13 protein-coding genes are annotated in these 15,618 nt (G+C 46.7%); all 13 read right to left on the bottom strand.

Annotation, left to right across the window (positions count from 1 at the left end; translation table 11 throughout):
* Nucleotides 1–4 precede the first annotated feature (4 nt).
* A complete protein-coding gene (locus QFZ81_RS36145; protein ID WP_307606625.1) occupies nt 5–952 on the bottom strand; it encodes a sugar phosphate isomerase/epimerase family protein in 948 nt (315 codons plus the stop codon).
* Nucleotides 953–1,063: 111 nt separating this feature from the next.
* A complete protein-coding gene (locus tag QFZ81_RS36140) occupies nt 1,064–2,083 on the bottom strand; it encodes a Gfo/Idh/MocA family protein (RefSeq protein ID WP_307435909.1) in 1,020 nt (339 codons plus the stop codon).
* 27 nt (nt 2,084–2,110) lie between these two features.
* Nucleotides 2,111–3,190, bottom strand: coding sequence for a Gfo/Idh/MocA family protein (locus QFZ81_RS36135; RefSeq protein WP_307606622.1), 1,080 nt, complete (start codon nt 3,188–3,190; stop codon nt 2,111–2,113).
* A 128-nt stretch (nt 3,191–3,318) separates the two neighbouring features.
* Nucleotides 3,319–4,581, bottom strand: coding sequence for a type 2 periplasmic-binding domain-containing protein (locus tag QFZ81_RS36130; RefSeq protein ID WP_307606621.1), 1,263 nt, complete (start codon nt 4,579–4,581; stop codon nt 3,319–3,321).
* Between the two features lie 52 nt (nt 4,582–4,633).
* Nucleotides 4,634–4,999 (bottom strand): hypothetical protein, encoded by a 366-nt coding sequence (locus QFZ81_RS36125; protein ID WP_307606619.1) that lies wholly within the window; start codon nt 4,997–4,999, stop codon nt 4,634–4,636.
* Between the two features lie 57 nt (nt 5,000–5,056).
* Nucleotides 5,057–5,929 carry a carbohydrate ABC transporter permease gene (locus tag QFZ81_RS36120; RefSeq protein WP_307435918.1) on the bottom strand — a complete coding sequence of 291 codons (873 nt, stop codon included), beginning with the start codon at nt 5,927–5,929 and terminating at the stop codon, nt 5,057–5,059.
* Nucleotides 5,930–5,949: 20 nt separating this feature from the next.
* Nucleotides 5,950–6,804: an ABC transporter permease gene (locus QFZ81_RS36115; RefSeq protein WP_307449203.1), complete on the bottom strand. Its 855-nt coding sequence runs from the start codon at nt 6,802–6,804 to the stop codon at nt 5,950–5,952.
* 420 nt (nt 6,805–7,224) lie between these two features.
* On the bottom strand, nt 7,225–9,993 hold the full coding sequence (locus tag QFZ81_RS36110) for an alpha-mannosidase (RefSeq protein ID WP_307606617.1): 2,769 nt from the start codon (nt 9,991–9,993) through the stop codon (nt 7,225–7,227).
* A 26-nt stretch (nt 9,994–10,019) separates the two neighbouring features.
* Nucleotides 10,020–11,069 (bottom strand): family 20 glycosylhydrolase, encoded by a 1,050-nt coding sequence (locus tag QFZ81_RS36105; protein ID WP_307606614.1) that lies wholly within the window; start codon nt 11,067–11,069, stop codon nt 10,020–10,022.
* 30 nt (nt 11,070–11,099) lie between these two features.
* Entirely contained in the window at nt 11,100–12,053 is a 954-nt protein-coding gene (locus QFZ81_RS36100; RefSeq protein WP_307606611.1) for a carbohydrate ABC transporter permease, read from the bottom strand.
* A gap of 15 nt (nt 12,054–12,068) precedes the next feature.
* Nucleotides 12,069–12,965: a carbohydrate ABC transporter permease gene (locus tag QFZ81_RS36095; protein ID WP_307606609.1), complete on the bottom strand. Its 897-nt coding sequence runs from the start codon at nt 12,963–12,965 to the stop codon at nt 12,069–12,071.
* A gap of 1 nt (nt 12,966) precedes the next feature.
* Nucleotides 12,967–13,656 (bottom strand): DUF5696 domain-containing protein, encoded by a 690-nt coding sequence (locus QFZ81_RS36090; RefSeq protein ID WP_307606607.1) that lies wholly within the window; start codon nt 13,654–13,656, stop codon nt 12,967–12,969.
* Nucleotides 13,601–15,568 (bottom strand): DUF5696 domain-containing protein, encoded by a 1,968-nt coding sequence (locus QFZ81_RS36085; RefSeq protein WP_307606605.1) that lies wholly within the window; start codon nt 15,566–15,568, stop codon nt 13,601–13,603. Before QFZ81_RS36085 ends, QFZ81_RS36090 begins: the two co-directional genes overlap by 56 nt.
* Nucleotides 15,569–15,618 lie beyond the last annotated feature (50 nt).

Raw genomic sequence — 15,618 nt, 5'->3', positions numbered from 1 at the left:
CCTTTTAACCTTTCATAGCTGCAATTTTACTTGTAATAAGCTTGTGACTTTCGTCAATCTCGTCCGGCTGGCATACAGCCTTCAACTCATAGACTTTGACTTTGGCGAAATCAATCGCTTCAAGAAAATGATCAAAATATTGCAGATCTTTACTGTGTACGTAAGAACACCAATGATCAGACAGTTCTAGTGTTTCATGGATGTGTACGCCATAAATATAGCGTTTCACTTCCTGCAGTTCCTTCAGATTGTCATACAAGCCCATCCGATCCATCATCATGGCATGGCCGATATCGTACCACAAGTAAACCGGACCGCCTTTCAGGTTCTCGCAAATGGTCTTCGCCTCCATTAAGGTCGGCATCTGGTACGATCTTGAGCGTGTCTCAATGCCAATGGCTACAGACCATCCTTGTTTGGCTGCATGCTCGCTCACTTCCTCCAGACTGTCTTGAATCCGCTTGGTATAGAGCGGACTCAACCGCTCTCGTCTTTCGGACATGTCCTTCCACAGCTTTTGATATTCCGGTGAATCCTTCCCATGATCCCTGTACAGCTTTTTCAAATCCAAATCAATATTATATTCGAAAGGCACTTCGCCTGGATGTACGACAACGGCCTTCGCTCCATAGCGGTTCGCATATTCCATAGACCGGATCAACAGCTCTACGGATCGCTTGCGCTTCACCTCATCATCGAAACCAAGCATGACGGAATCTGTATCGTAATCTTTATCATCGATGAAAGGGAACACATTGTGTACACTGGATACGCCAATTTCTCCTTTTTCGATCATCGGCTCAATTGTCTTCATCATCTCTTCCGTCACGTTATAGTTCAATTCCACCTGACGAAAACCGAGCTCCTTGATCTCCTCTATCATGTCCCTTCCAATCGTATGCTTCTTAATATTCCAACAGGTAGAAAATGAGTATTCCCCTTTGTCCAACATGTTTGTTCCTCCTTTGAGCTTTGTTGACATCATTTCCCTCAAATGAAGAAAAGCCAGATTACCCTTATTTCTTTGCAGGGAATGATCTGGCCTTTCTACAAGGAATCCTCTTTATTCCACCAGGTCACTCAGCCTACATACAGCACCTGAGCGTGCCGATAAAGTCGAAGCTTCCATTAAACGGGTCAAATCAAGGGCTATTTGAATATTTTCGGAGGCTGTCGTTCCATATGTAATATGGGAGACCCATTGTTCAAAAGCCGAAGGGAGACTTGGCAGATCCATCACTTCTTGCCACCCTTTTGCTGCCTCGCCTTCCAGCTTAGCGCTGCGTATCAACAGTTTGTCATCTGTTCTGGTGTACATCAGGCTGCCCTTGGTTCCTTGCACCTCGATATCGAATTGAGAATAACTGTTCACGAAACCAGCTTCCACTATGCCTAGCGCACCGTTCGGATAACGTAAGATAGCTACCGCACTATCCTCTACCTCTCGCTCCGTGATATAACCGAAGCTTGCACTAACACTTTCCGGTAAGCCTAGGAATAGGCGTGTCAAGTACATCGGGTGGCAGCCAAGATCCATCAATGCCCCTCCCCCGCACTCCTCTAAGTTGAAGAAATGGGATGGGAGTGAACCATTCGGATTTTTCTCGGTTCGTAACGCGCCGTTATGAGCAAGCCGTATACGAACTGTTGTTATCGTTCCAAGCAGCCCCTCCTGAATGAAGTTGCGTGCTGCTTGCGTAAACCCCGTATACAGACGAGGAAGGGAAACCGTTAGCTTGACCCCAACCGTCTCAACCGCAGCCAATATCTCATTACATTCCTTCGTCGTGGTAGCTATAACTTTTTCTGTGAAGATATGCTTACCCGCTTTGGCTGCTGCGATGATGACGTCCCGGTGCCGATTCGTCGGCGTATCCACAATAACGGCATCAATATCAGGCTCTGCCAAAAGTTCATGCAAATCTTCGTAAAACTTAACGCCGTGCTCCTCTGCCTTCTGTCGTCCTCGTTCGGGAATTTCATCCCATACAGCCACGATTTCAGTACCCGGGTGCTCGGCAGCTAGACGTGCATAATCTTTTGCATGAACATGCCAAAAGCTCAACATCGCTACTCTAATCATGAAGGAATGGCCTCATTTCCGGTTATTTCAGTCAAAATAGACCGCTTTTCCCGTTCTATTGGATTCGTAAATTGCTTCAAGAATTTCGGAAACTACACACGATTGCTCTGGTGTTACAACGGGTTGTTTATCGTTGATTACGGCGTCAATCCATAGGCGGATTTCTTTATCCTGCATACTCTCTTTTTTGCCATCGTAGAAGTCTGCGCCTTTGGCTTCGAACTGAAGCTGGTTTACGTACAAACGACTATGGTTTTCACCATTAATGCGTAAGCCATCCTGCATGTCGGCTCCGCCTTCTGTACCGCAAAGTGTACATTTCGCTTCCTTCGTATCCAATGTATTCAAGGCCCAACTCGCCTCCACCATCACAGTCGCGCCGTTTTTCATCACGATCATCGCAAAGGCGGAGTCTTCCACTTTGAATTTCTCCGGATCCCAAGGACCCCAGGAATTAGCGGCATTTTCTTTCCGTGAAAGCTTATGATAAGCAGTGCCAAGCACCACCTTAGGTTCGTAGTTATTCATCATCCACAGCGTCAAATCAAGCGCATGTGTACCGATGTCGATCAGCGGGCCTCCGCCTTGTTTTTCTTCATCCAGAAATACACCCCAAGTTGGAACTCCACGTCTACGAACAGCATGCGCTTTGGCAAAATAGATCTCGCCCAGATCGCCATCTTCGATCACCTTTTTCAAATACTGACTGTCCGCACGGAAGCGGTTGTTGTAGCCGATTGTCAGCTTTTTACCTGTGCGCTTTGCCACCTCAACCATACGGCGAGCATCGGCGGCCGTTTTGGCCATCGGCTTTTCACACATGACGTGTTTGCCTGCTTCCATAGCTGCGATAGAAATCTCTGCATGCGTATCATTCGGGGTACAGATATGAACGACGTCAATCGAAGTATCAGCAAGAAGCTCATAATAGTTCTCAAACACCTTTGCTCCGGGAGCACCAAACTTCTCAGCTGCTTGCTGAGCGCGTTCAAGAGAGATATCAAAAAAACCAATAATTTCAACTTGCTCAATCTTGCTTAGGCTCGGTAAATGCTTACCTGTAGCAATACCGCCGCAGCCAATGATGGCGACTTTCACCTTGTTCATTTCTATTTCCCCCCATGATGTAATTCCATCGATCCGATGATACGAATAAAGAAAGAAGCTGGACATCCAAGCGTTGTCTGCATGGCAGGCAAACGCATATCCATGTCCAGCTCCTCCTTCAAAATCAGTTACTTCACTTGCTCCATTTGTTGTCTAGCAATTGTCATAATATCCTTGGCAAGGAACGCTTTATCTTTATTTTCCGCATACCATTTGTTCATAAAGTCTTCAAGCTGCTTGCCGCCGCCTTTATCCCATGCCGCTTGTGCGTCTTTAATGGCTTGTTCCGGGCTGTATTTCGCACCGCTGATGGTGGCCTTAACAAAAATGTCGGTTTGCTCTTTAAGAATTGTTGCGTTAATCGTTTGGAGATCAGCAGGATAGACCGGCATATGTTCCCCATGGGTCAATCCAGGGTATTGTCTTTGCGGATCGAAATAAATTTTCTGAAATTCTTTATACATGTCCGAACCGGCTTTCTGTTCAGGTACCGCAGTATTAAATCCGTTTAGAGTAAAGTTACACTTATCTGTTCCTGCAGAGTAGAACATTTCATAGTCTAAAGCATAGCCGACTTCATTTTTCGATTTCAATGGATCGATGGTCTCACGGCAGCCATTGGCGCTCTTCTTCCAATGTGTCCCTTCGTCACCGTTAATAACCTTCAAAGCGGTTTCCGGTTTCATCATGAAGTCAAGATAGCGACCGACAGCTTCCGGCTCCTTCGCCTTGGCGTTCACAACCGTCGTCATTTGCACTGGATTATCTAAAACACCGGTAAATGTCCCCAGCGGTGATTTCGGATAGCCTAACGGAGCAATTTCCGCACTTGCCACATTTTTCTTCAGCGTAGCAAAGTCGTTCATAACAAAGTCATACATGCCGCCGGAAAATTTAACGTAAATGCCGATTCTGCCGTTCAGGAAGTCTTGTTTGGCCTTGTTGCCGTCTTTATCATTGATATAATCTTTATCGATAATGCCCTCGTCATAGAGCTTCTTCTTGAAGGTCAGGGAGGCCAGCTGATTGTCCCACAGAGGGATTATTTTTCCATCCTTAGTTCCCCAGGCAATCAAATCCTTGGACGAATTTTCACCGAAAATCTCGTTGATGGCTTGTTCAGAATAGTAGCTCATGTTCATCCCGTACGTATCTTTCTTACCATTGCCGTCAGGATCTTGTTCAGCAAATGCCTTGGCTACTTTCATTAGCTCTTCCGTTGTTGTCGGCATGCTCAAATTCAGCTTTTTCAACCAGTCGGTACGAATTATTAACATGTGCTGTAGGACTGCTTCTTTTACTTTACCGACTTCATATATCTTGCCGTCCGGCTTCGTTCCCGCTTTCTTCAACTGAGGATACTGGTCCAGCAGCTTCTGGTATTCAGGCATGTATTTTAAGATGTCGTCAATGGGAAGCAGCTGCTTTTGATCGTACAGACTGTTACGGAAAGGCGTGTTGTACTCGGTTTACTATATCAGGCGCAGAACCGGAGGCAAAAAGAACATTCAATTTTTTCGTAGACTCGCCTCGGAGGACAGGAATGTATTTCACATTCACAGGACCGTTTTGATTGATCCACTTGGTCCAACGATTTTCTTCGTAGCTCCCCTCCGACGCAGGTACACCACCCCGATCATACATGGAAACGGTAACATTTCCTCGTTTGGCTGGCGCTGACTCCTTCGGAGCATTCGTAGCCGTAGTACCGGCTGCCGCTCCTTCTTTCTTCTCGCTGCTGCAACCAACTAGCGTTGCCCCTAATGCTACGACCCCTATTGTCATGCCCATCCACAGCTTTCTTTTCATGCGTAAACCCTCCTGTTTATATTGAAAAGTTTTGGTAAACGTGGAACCCCATTTGGTTTAACCCTTAACAGAACCAAGCATAACGCCTTTGACAAAATATTTTTGCAGAAACGGATAAACGATCAGCATCGGAACCACCATAACGACAACACCGACAGATTTGACCATTTCAGTAGCAACCATTAGCTGCTCCTCTGGTGCCAGGGAAGGTGAATTCAGGATATCGTTTTTTTGCAGCATCGCTTGGACAATGACCGTCAAATTCTGCATGTCACTCTTATTGATGTACATCAGAACGCTCATAAATGCATTCCAATAGTTAATCCCATAGAACAGGGCTAAAGTGGCCAGCATCGGAAGCGATAGCGGCAATATGATTCGAATGAGGAGAGATACGTCGCTGCATCCGTCAATTCGCGCTGCTTCTTCCACTTCATGAGGAATATTCTCAAAGTAGCTTTTCATGAGCAGCATATTGTAGGTACTGATAAACCCCGTGAGCCACAGAGACCAATAGGAGTCGATTAAAGACAGGTTCTTTACGACGAGATAAGTAGGGATCAACCCTCCTGAGAACAACATCGTAAACACCATGGCAAGCACAAACTTGCGTCGTCCTATCAAATAGCTTCTCGACAACGGATAGGCTGCTAATACCGTCCCCGCCATACTAAGTGCAACACCGACAAGCGTAATGATAATGCTATTTTTAAATGCTGAGAGAGCCGGAGTTGTTAGGAAGAAAACCTTATATGCCGTAAAATCCAAGCCTACCGGCCAGAAGTAAACATGTCCCGAATCTACGGCCGAACGCTCACTCATCGATAGCGCTATGATATGAATAAATGGCAGTATACAGGTTAAGGCAATTGCCCCGAGCATAAAATAATTGACTGCGTAGAAAATTCTTTCACCTTTTGTCGCTTTCATGCGGACGCCCCTCCTCGTTATCAGAATAAAGCTTGGTCGAATTTGCGGGCGATCCTGTTAGCTACCAGTACGAGCGCACAGCCAATGACGGATTCGAACAGCCCCATCGCCGTAGTTACGCTAAATTGCGCATTTCCCAAACCTATTTTATAAATATAAGTACTTATGACCTCTGACACGTCAGCAACTGCTGAGTTCTGAAGGTTATATATCTGATCAAAGCCGACCTCCATCAATTGACCCATAGCCAAAATGAGCAGCAGGATGATCGTATGACGAATGCCTGGAATCGTAATGTGCCAAATTTGCCGCCACTTCGAAGCGCCGTCCATACCTGCTGACTCGTAAAGGGCAGGATCTATGTTCGTGAGAGCGGCCAAATAAATAATTGTGCTAAACCCCATCTCCTTCCAAACCCCCGAACCAACGAATACAGCAACCCAGGATTTTGACTCGTAAAGAAAGGTTATAGGTTCAATATTGAATAGCTTGAGTACCTTGTTGATCGAACCGTAATCCGTTGCAAATAAGGATAACACGAGACCTCCGACGATGACCCAAGAGAAAAAATGCGGCAGATAGACGATCGTTTGAACCCATTTCTTGAACCATGTCTTCCTCACTTCATTAAGCAGAATGGCGAGGAAGATGGGAACCGGGAACCCGACAAGCAAATTCAAAAAGCTGAGCCAAAAGGTGTTCCATATAATCTGGATCGTACTGGCGCTGGAAAACAAAACTTTAAAATTTTTCAGGCCAACCCATGGACTGTGCAAAATACCATCAGCAAAATTGTAATTTTTGAAAGCGATCACAAGTCCGCCCATTGGCCAATATTTAAACAGAATGTAGTAAGCAAAGACAGGGACAAGCATGATAAAAAGCGGAATGTTTTGTTTCAATCTTCTTCTTCGTCTCAGCTGCAAAGCTTTATGCTCACTTGTCGTTATGGGTAGTCTAGGAGCTTCATTGATATTTCCGTTCAAGGCTGCTTCACTCCTTACTTCAATGTTATAAACCTATAATATAAGTTTTGATCCCAAAAACCCTTAAAAAATTATAGGAAAATCTATAAATTCATTGGGTATGTGTCCAGATAAAAAAAGACAGCTTACGCCATCCTTAGTCCTAATTCTCCAATTCTCTCAAAAACCTGAAAGCAAAACACCAGGAAAATATAGTAAATAAGCATCCCCCTTACCTCCTAACCCAAAAAATTTTCTTATATAGTAAAAAAGACTATTTCATGTACGGACTCGTCATCCGCTTCTGAAACAGTCTTTTTTCTACAATTTTCATAGTCGTTCAAAACTAATTGTAACGATTTCTGCTGGACGAACGAATACGGACAAACGCTCCGATCCCTCCTGCTGCAGACGATCCAAACGCCGTTCCAGAATATCGCTTTTATACGCATTATGGAACTTCTCAGGGAGGTCCATCTTCAGAACTCTCTCCTGTGCAGAGATGTTATACCAACGCGCAATCATATCTCCTGTCTCCTCGGAAACTTTCATTGTGGAGAAGACCATAGCTTGACCTTCCCAGCCCCCAAAAGTGTATGTCGGTGGTAGTTCTCCGTGATGAACCTCAGTTTGCTTTACAGACCAAGGAACTTGATATTGATGGGCAGCCTGTATAACACCGGAGCCATGAACTAGCGGGTCTTCTTCCATCGTTTTGATAGGTACCGCATAAGGGATAACAGATAGGTGCACAGTATGCTCGCCGATACACTGTGCTTCTGGCGTTGGGAAGTATCCCCAGTCGCCTAATTCTCCTACAGCTCGAAGCAGTGTGACTGCGATGGTTTGGCCGCTATCTTCTCGAACGATCTCATATTCGTTCAAACCGCGGTTGGCGATAGTAAGCCCCTGCCGCGCACCTGCAATGGTTACGAATGCTTGCTGGTGTTGGCAGTTGCTCGGATTCTTCCATTCGGCTGTCGTTGTGTTACTCCGCTCCGGCACTTCAAAGATGGAATCGGCAAAATGGGTTTCTGCACTCAAACCAGTAGGAAACAGCATTCGCAAACGGTGATCTTTGGCATGGTTGTTAAAGGTTGACGTAATATCAACACTCTTTCCGTTTTTATCCAAGGATACGACGGTCGTGATTTTCAAAGAAATCTTTGCATCAGATCGCGCCGACTTGCGTTGAGTAAACCAGACCAGTTCCTTCCTTTCGGTTTCCAGCAATTCATCTGCAGATGCCGGTATTTCCAACTCGTGAACGATCTCTATGCTAGCTCGGTAAGGCGTATCTTCCTGAATACGAATGGATGCCGGCACACCTCGCGTAGTTACGGCCGCGTCACCGTTGGCTTGGCGGTACATATACTCATTGCCGATATCTCCCGTATTCTCATAAACGCCCAAGCCTTTGTAAACCGTTCCTTCAAGTTTCTCCGTTACCGTAAGCGAGCCGTCATCAGCGACTTGGACACTCAAATATTCATTTTCCATCGTGTGTGTACCAACGACTAAAGAAGTCGGCGAAAGAAGCAGCTTTAATGAGGCATCACGGGTCAATGCATACGTTTTGTACCCCAAAGCAGGCACATTAGCTGCTTCGAAGGTCACATGGACGGCGCGCGCGAAATAAGGCTGCCTGAACTTGTCGTCAGGTAAATCGTACCCAAAGTGAATCCCCATATCCTCTAATCCAAAAGGAATAGGTTTCCCATCCATATCAACCAACACATACTCGTCCAAGCTCTTATCCTTCAAGTCCTGTCTCATATCCCGGAAATCCCTGCCATCACGGAAGTAGATCCTATTTAATTCCAGCTGCACAGTTACGGTGCCACTGCGTTCCCACCCTGTCGTATTCGTTACCAGAAAAGGCGCCGCCTCTTTGCCGTAACCGGAAAACGCAGATGTATCCACTCGTTCCGCCAACCAAGTCAGGCTAGCCTGAACGATAGATTCGGCTACATGCTTGCTTTTCTCAAAACGCGTCATCATTTCGGCATGTACTTCGTCGACGCTGCACCCGCAAATACTGTCATGCGGATGGTTCTGCATCAATGTTTTCCAGGCATAGGTAAACAGATGATGCGGATATGGGCATCCTGTCTGGTAAGCAAAGGCAGCCAAAGGCTCCGCCACTTTTTCCAAGAGTGTCTGGCCTTCTTGATTCTTCTGCTTGATATAAACGCGGGAAGATGCCGTATTTACGAGCGTAGACCAGCCTTCGGTATGCTGGCTTCTCAGCTCTCCGCGGATGACGGACAAGTCACTCGGGATCGTCCGGTTCACATCACTTAAATAATCTTCAAAATTGGAGTGGACGAATCGGATGTCCGGGTACAGCTTCTCAGCTGTGCCGATAGCATCCGTGAGATCGGTCTGCACAGGCTGATGATCGCAGCCGTTCATGAACAACCAATGCGGCGTAGAAGCATATTGGGATACTTCTGCTAGTTTTCGATCCCAATACTTCGATGCCTCTTCTGGATTCACAGGGATCTCATTCCCGTTGCTGTACCAGTTGGCAAATAAAATACCCAGCACCTTGGAGCCATCAGGCGCTTCCCAAAACATCTCAGAATACGGCGATTCATAAGCCTGAGATTCTGATACTTCGTTATTAAATCCCGTCGGCTTCACACCGCGTCCGAACACAGCGTTCTCAATATCTGCTTGCCGCAGCAGCTGCGGCGCCTGCCCCATGTTGCCGAAGGAATCCGGAAAATAGCCCAACTTCGAAATGACGCCATAAGCTTTAGCATCGCGGTGCCCAATTAACAAATTACGCACATTCGCTTCGCTGCTCGTTAGAAATTCATCCTGCAGTATATACCACGGGCCGATGTGGATGCGCCCTCCGCGAATCAATTGCTCTAACGTCTCCTTCATTTCCGGCCGTATCTGCAAATAATCCTCTAAGATGATCGTTTGACCGTCAAGATGAAAGCTGCGGTATCCGTCATCCTGGCTGAGGGTCTGAATCAGCGTATCCATTAACTTGATCAGCAATACGTGATGCTTTTCATAGGGCAAATACCATTCCCTGTCCCAATGTGTATGCGAAATGATATGTACGGTTTTGGACTGTGTCATGGCGTTGTCTCCATTTCTATGTAATGTCAGCTCTTTGCTTCAAGATGCTCTGTCCGTAGTCGGAGCGCCTCCATGACCGTTTTCAGCGTAGCTGCAATGCCCTTAATATCGCCCGTATCTTCGCCTAAGTCCCCATCTCCCAGCAGCGCCGTTACCAGCTTGGCGCCATTGGCATTCCAGCCGGTCACGAGCATGCCGGGCATGCGGTCAACCGCCCCCCGCTCTTCCGCTTGGCGGATAGACTGCTCGAGCAGATCAAGGGCCGCTTCCGGTGTTTTCCAGCAGCTGGGCCACACTTCAAATCCTTTGTCTATCAAATGCCCGACGGACGGATAAGCATCCAATTTATCGTAGTGCCAATCGCACAATATGATATCCTTCGGAATAAGATCCACGGCCGGCCAAATACCATAAATGTCACCGTCCCACTCTGTATACCCCATGCCTTTGGCGTCAATCAACCGATCAGCCCACATGAGCATCTGCACCTTACGATTACGGACCAAATGCTCGTAATAATCGTTAGTTGCTTCTGCAAACAGTTCCGCCTTATTTTTCCCACAACACCGTGGGCACCCATCATCCGCGATGGCGAACACTTCGTCCATGCCGACGTGCAGTGCGTCCGCTTCAAAAGCATCGATCAGCTCATCCATCAGATCAAACACAATCGGATTAATGCCCGGATGGGAAGGACACCAGCTCGGGCAGTAAAATTCAGGCCACTTAGCATCCGTCGGCACATGCGGGGTTTCGTCGAACTCCGGATACGCCCGCAAGAGCGAATTCCTCGCTCCTCCCCAACCTTGGTGCCCCAAACAATCAAACAAAGGGATCAACCGGATGCTGTGCCGCTTACATAAGGCGGATAGCACCCTCGCATCTTCCTTCGTCAAGCTGCCACCCGATACTTCCGGATGAGATTGGAACTGAAACGAAGTGTTGCATTCCAGTATCAAAACATTTACGCCCATAGGCACCAACGCTTCCTCAATCACTCGCTTTAGATTACCGACATCCTCATGCGATCCGAAGCGCATATGGAATCCTTTCAGCTGCCATCCATCTTTGTGCACAGTTTCTCCTCCACCCTGTCTTTATCTTTTTTAACCTACTAAACCGGTACGCTCCACACTTTCCACGAAATAACGCTGAACGAACAAATACAACGCAATCAAAGGTCCCATCATCAGCAGTACGCCTGTGTTGAGCAGCATAGACTGGTATACCGGATCCGGCTCTTTGCCTAGAGCTGGCCCCATATCCGTCAGCTGTGTCGAAAGCACCTTCACTTTACTCAAAAACAGGGATACATAATAGCTATCATTCCACTGCCATACAAACGAGAACAAAACGACAGTGACTACGGCAGGTATGGCATTAGGCAGCATAATCCTGTAAAAGGTTTTGAAAATTCCCGCTCCGTCCGCGAGGGCGGCTTCTTCGATTTCTTTGGGAATACCCCGGAAAAATTGACGGAAAATATAAATATAAAGCCCGTTTTTCAGCCCCATCGCTGTGCCAGAAGAGATAAGAAACGGCCAGAATGTGTCGATCAGATTGATACTGCTCTTCCCTGAAAATAGGCCAACTAATCCGAAAAGATCAAAATACCGGTATGTTAAATAGAGCGGAATCATGATCGTTTGAGGCGGCACGACGATGGTGAAAATGACCAGACCAAACAACAGCCCGCTGCCTTTAAATTTCAACCTCGCAAAAGCGTATCCCGCCAACGCGCAAGAACAAACCTGAATCAACGTTGTCGTAGACGAGATAAGGAACGTGTTCCATAAAGCTGACAAATAGTTTGTTGCTGAGATGGCAATCTCCAAATTTTCGAGTGTAAAATGCCGGGGAATCCACAGCACAGTTGGATCATAAATGTCGATTCTGTCACGAAAGGCAACCGATAGTCTTAAAAATATGGGAAACAAAATAATATAACAAAAGCCAAGTACCAAGATGGCGCGTATGATCTGCCATGTCCAATTTTTCGCCTTTTCCAGCGGATTGCGCCTGCTAATCCATCCGTCCATACGTACAGCCTGCGATTTCATAGTCCAATCCCTCCATCAGTCGTAATAAAATACTTTTCTTGAGACAAGCGCAGTGGAGATGACAAGGATGATAGCCACAACAATGAAGTACACCCAAGACATTGCCGCACTTAAACCGAAATCGAAGGTTTTGAACGCCGTTTGCGAAATGAGCGTATTGATTTTATTTCTGCTGAAGGAATCAATTATGGAATAGACCAGGTTCGTTAATATGAGCGGGGACATCATCGGAAACGTCACTTTCCAAAAAATCTCGTATCCCGTTGCCCCTTCGATTTTGGATGCCTCGTACAAGGAAGGGGAGATCGATTGAAGCCCTGCCAAGAAAATCAAAATTTGCACACCAGAAGAGCTGATAATTTCATAAATCCGGTCTACAGCACTCGTAATGTAATTGACTACGATAGGAGCCATGCCCGAATCCAGCAGCATTTTTTTGAGTTCAAAGCTTTGCAGCATATTAGAACCGTCTCCGCTCCCGCTTCCACTCAGAGCCGAACCTCCCACAAGGCTGCTGATATCTAGATTAGCGAGGGCACTCGACGCCAGAATGACCGGCAAAAAGAAGATCGCGCGCGCAAGGGCGCGCCCTTTAAATTTTTGATTCAATAGCACCGCTGCGAACAAGCTAAAAATAATGATGATCGGCACATTCACAACCATGTTAACGACACCTTCCACCAATAACCGGGGGTAATCCGGATTGGAGGCAAATAAGCTGACGTAGTTGCTAAATCCAGTAGGCAGTACGGCAAAGCCACCCTCTACCATTTGTATGGAACTTAAACTGAACCGGAACGACTGAATGAGCGGTAGCAGAAAAAGCATGACCATCCCCAGGATGAGGGGAGATACGAACAACACGCCGTACCACGCTTTCGTCTGTTCCAACGATAATCTTTTTTTCCGCAAATCACTCACCTCCTACCCAGTAGCTCATGGCCTCTAGTTGTTTATCGTTCACCTGCACCGCAGCGTTGTTGTAATTGACAATAATCTTCTTCCCATTTTCGAAGGTCGTTTGAACCACACCCTCTGCTAATTTGCGGTGATCGGTAATCACATATGACCGAACCTCATTCAGCACAGTGCCAGCCTCTTTGTAGAAACTGGCCGCTTGATCCAGCCAATCCCCGTAATGCAGCGCATATAGTTCGTTATAATCCGAATCCTTAACCGCTGAGGAATCACTGTAGTACCACTGGTAGTAAATATCCGATCCAGTCTCCAGCGCTTTCAGCAAGGAAACGCGTGAATCAGTTACACTCTGCATATTAAACGGCTCACCGGCGAGATCATAAAAACCGTGAAGCGCGATCTGATAAAAGGGTACGTCTTCGTCGGTCAGATTCAGGCGACTGCTCTTGGTCGGAGCATTCACAATGATATTGGCGTACGGCAGGCTGTAGGCATTACCGCCATTCACCATTAGGTTATTGGCCCGCTGCTTCAGCTTGTCGGTTCTGTCAACAGCAATGTTTAACGCTTCCTGCCGGTTAATAGGATGATCCGGGTTAAAGTCTGAGTTCACTTCATTCCCTAAATCCCTAAGGGACAAGCCTGTAAGGCCAAACTTCGCGTAGTCGGAGACAAATCCGTCCACTGGTTTTTGCCAGCGCGGACGGCGATAATAAGTAATGTGAAAATTTCGTTGTATCTTTGACATACATCACAGGGTCATACTTGTAAATTTTGGCCTTCTGTCTGTCTAAAAAGGAAGCTGCGTCTGAAGCTCCTTTATATTTCTCAAGAAAAGCTACATCGGGGAAAAGATGGATGTTTTCCTTTGACATATAATCGATCAGCTTGTGGAACCCCTTCTTACCGCCTAACTCACCGACTACTTCAACGTTCGATGGAGACGTATGCCGAATCCCGTCATTAAACCAACCGACATAGCGGAGCCCGATATCCTTGACTCCTTTTTCTTTCAGAGCTGTTAACATTGACTGCGTTTCATCAAAGGTGGTCAGCGCTTCCGTTGATTGATACGGAACACCGACAAAAGATTCTTGTTTCTGGAACGCCCCCTCCACCTCAAGCAGGAAAGGACTCGCCTTAGCAGGCTCCAGCTTTTTCAGACCGTATTTATTTACCAAATACTCTCTATACTTGCCTGCCATAGCCGTATAGTCGGATGAAGGTCCTGACAAAAAGTCATATCGAATCTGATAATCCCCTTGAAAAGGCTTCTGCCCGAACATCGGTACGGAGCTCGTTTTGGTTCCTGACGTTAACGTATAGAAGTCCATGTCCATGACTTTAAACTTCCCGCCAACCGTGTTGTAAGAATCGTTTCTGCCGGAGATGTCCGCCGTGATATTGGCCATCGCGTCTCCGCCTTCAATCATGCCAAGCATAGCGTGATCATTCTGCTTTATGCCAAAGACGGGCAGTCTCGTGGTCTCATTCGTTTGAATCTTTTCTTTGACGTCGTAAGTGCCATCGGAACCGTAAACCGGAAGGTTGTACGCTTCCGCGTTCTTTTTGTTGTTATTCAAATGAATCAAGGCGCCAGACCCGTCAGGGACGAACATGTAACCGTCTTTTTTATCATCGGCAGCCCCGAAATATTTGAGCGGCTGCAGCATGGCAATCGGATAGGCATTCGTATACTGAAGCTCCTTGCTAGCTGTCTTGACAACAAGATGCTCTCCGTCCAAGGTGATCTCAAGCGGAACCGTAAACCTCGGACCTTCCTCTTGGGCGCTGCTTCCCGCCCCATTGTCCTTATTGTCCTTGGCGGCTTCTTCGTTCGTATAACCGATTGCCTCTAGTTTTTGGGACAGCTCCTCCGCCACAAAATCCTGCAGCTTGCGAACTTCATATATTTGCTTCTGTTCGTCCAATCGGAATTTGAAAGCGACATCCTCACGGGTGTCCTTGTCCGTCAGCTTCCCCAGGATACGCTCCTCAAACCGCTGTTTACCGATTACCTTAGGAATATTGCCGTAATCTTTCGGAATATTTCCCAGCTGGTATACAATTTTGATGCCTTTGTCCACGGTGCTGATTTTAAATTGCTTCTTTTTTACGCTATCGTCGTAGCTGTTGAACGTATTAAGCTGCCCTTTTTCGTTGTAATAGGTAACTAACAGTTGGGACGATAGTTCGGATTTATACAAAGGAGAAGCTTTGGGATCTTTCTCTCGATCCACTGGATTAGAGAACCAGATATAGCCATCTCTTTTGTCCTTGACAGCAACCTCGGCCGTCTCGCGTTTGACGTAGAGCATCAGAAATTCGTTCTGGGTTATTAGCTCCATGGCTTCAAGAGCCCTCTGCTCCTCGGCTGTATTGGACGATACAGCAACCATTCCACTTGCAGCTCGAACCTCCGAGCTTGCGGCAGTTACTGAATTTCCCTTGCCTGATTGATCTGGAAGAACTGATTTGACCTGGGATTGAGCTTCCGCCATGCTTATAGATTGATCCTGCGAGTAGATCACGATCAGACTGCAGGCCACCAAACCGGCGCTCAGGATGCCAAGGGATATTTTCATCTTGCTGGACACCTTCATCCCTCCTTAGAGTTTTCCGAAGGAAAACTTTCTTCGTAAGCATA

The organism is Paenibacillus sp. V4I9 (assembly GCF_030817295.1).
GTDB lineage: Bacteria > Bacillota > Bacilli > Paenibacillales > NBRC-103111 > Paenibacillus_E.
The sequence above is the reverse complement of the archived record's forward strand: the minus strand, read 5'-3'. Positions and strand labels throughout refer to the sequence as shown.

Excerpts from the sequence above, each read along its gene's own strand:
- QFZ81_RS36135 (WP_307606622.1), bottom strand. The coding sequence starts at position 3,190 with ATGAACAAGGTGAAAGTCGCCATCATTGGCTGCGGCGGTATTGCTACA.
- QFZ81_RS36140 (WP_307435909.1), bottom strand. The coding sequence starts at position 2,083 with ATGATTAGAGTAGCGATGTTGAGCTTTTGGCATGTTCATGCAAAAGAT.
- QFZ81_RS36125 (WP_307606619.1), bottom strand. The coding sequence starts at position 4,999 with ATGAAAAGAAAGCTGTGGATGGGCATGACAATAGGGGTCGTAGCATTA.
- QFZ81_RS36115 (WP_307449203.1), bottom strand. The coding sequence starts at position 6,804 with ATGCTTGTCCCTGTCTTTGCTTACTACATTCTGTTTAAATATTGGCCA.
- QFZ81_RS36100 (WP_307606611.1), bottom strand. The coding sequence starts at position 12,053 with ATGAAATCGCAGGCTGTACGTATGGACGGATGGATTAGCAGGCGCAAT.
- QFZ81_RS36130 (WP_307606621.1), bottom strand. The coding sequence starts at position 4,581 with ATGCCTGAATACCAGAAGCTGCTGGACCAGTATCCTCAGTTGAAGAAA.
- QFZ81_RS36110 (WP_307606617.1), bottom strand. The coding sequence starts at position 9,993 with ATGACACAGTCCAAAACCGTACATATCATTTCGCATACACATTGGGAC.
- QFZ81_RS36120 (WP_307435918.1), bottom strand. The coding sequence starts at position 5,929 with ATGAAAGCGACAAAAGGTGAAAGAATTTTCTACGCAGTCAATTATTTT.
- QFZ81_RS36145 (WP_307606625.1), bottom strand. The coding sequence starts at position 952 with ATGTTGGACAAAGGGGAATACTCATTTTCTACCTGTTGGAATATTAAG.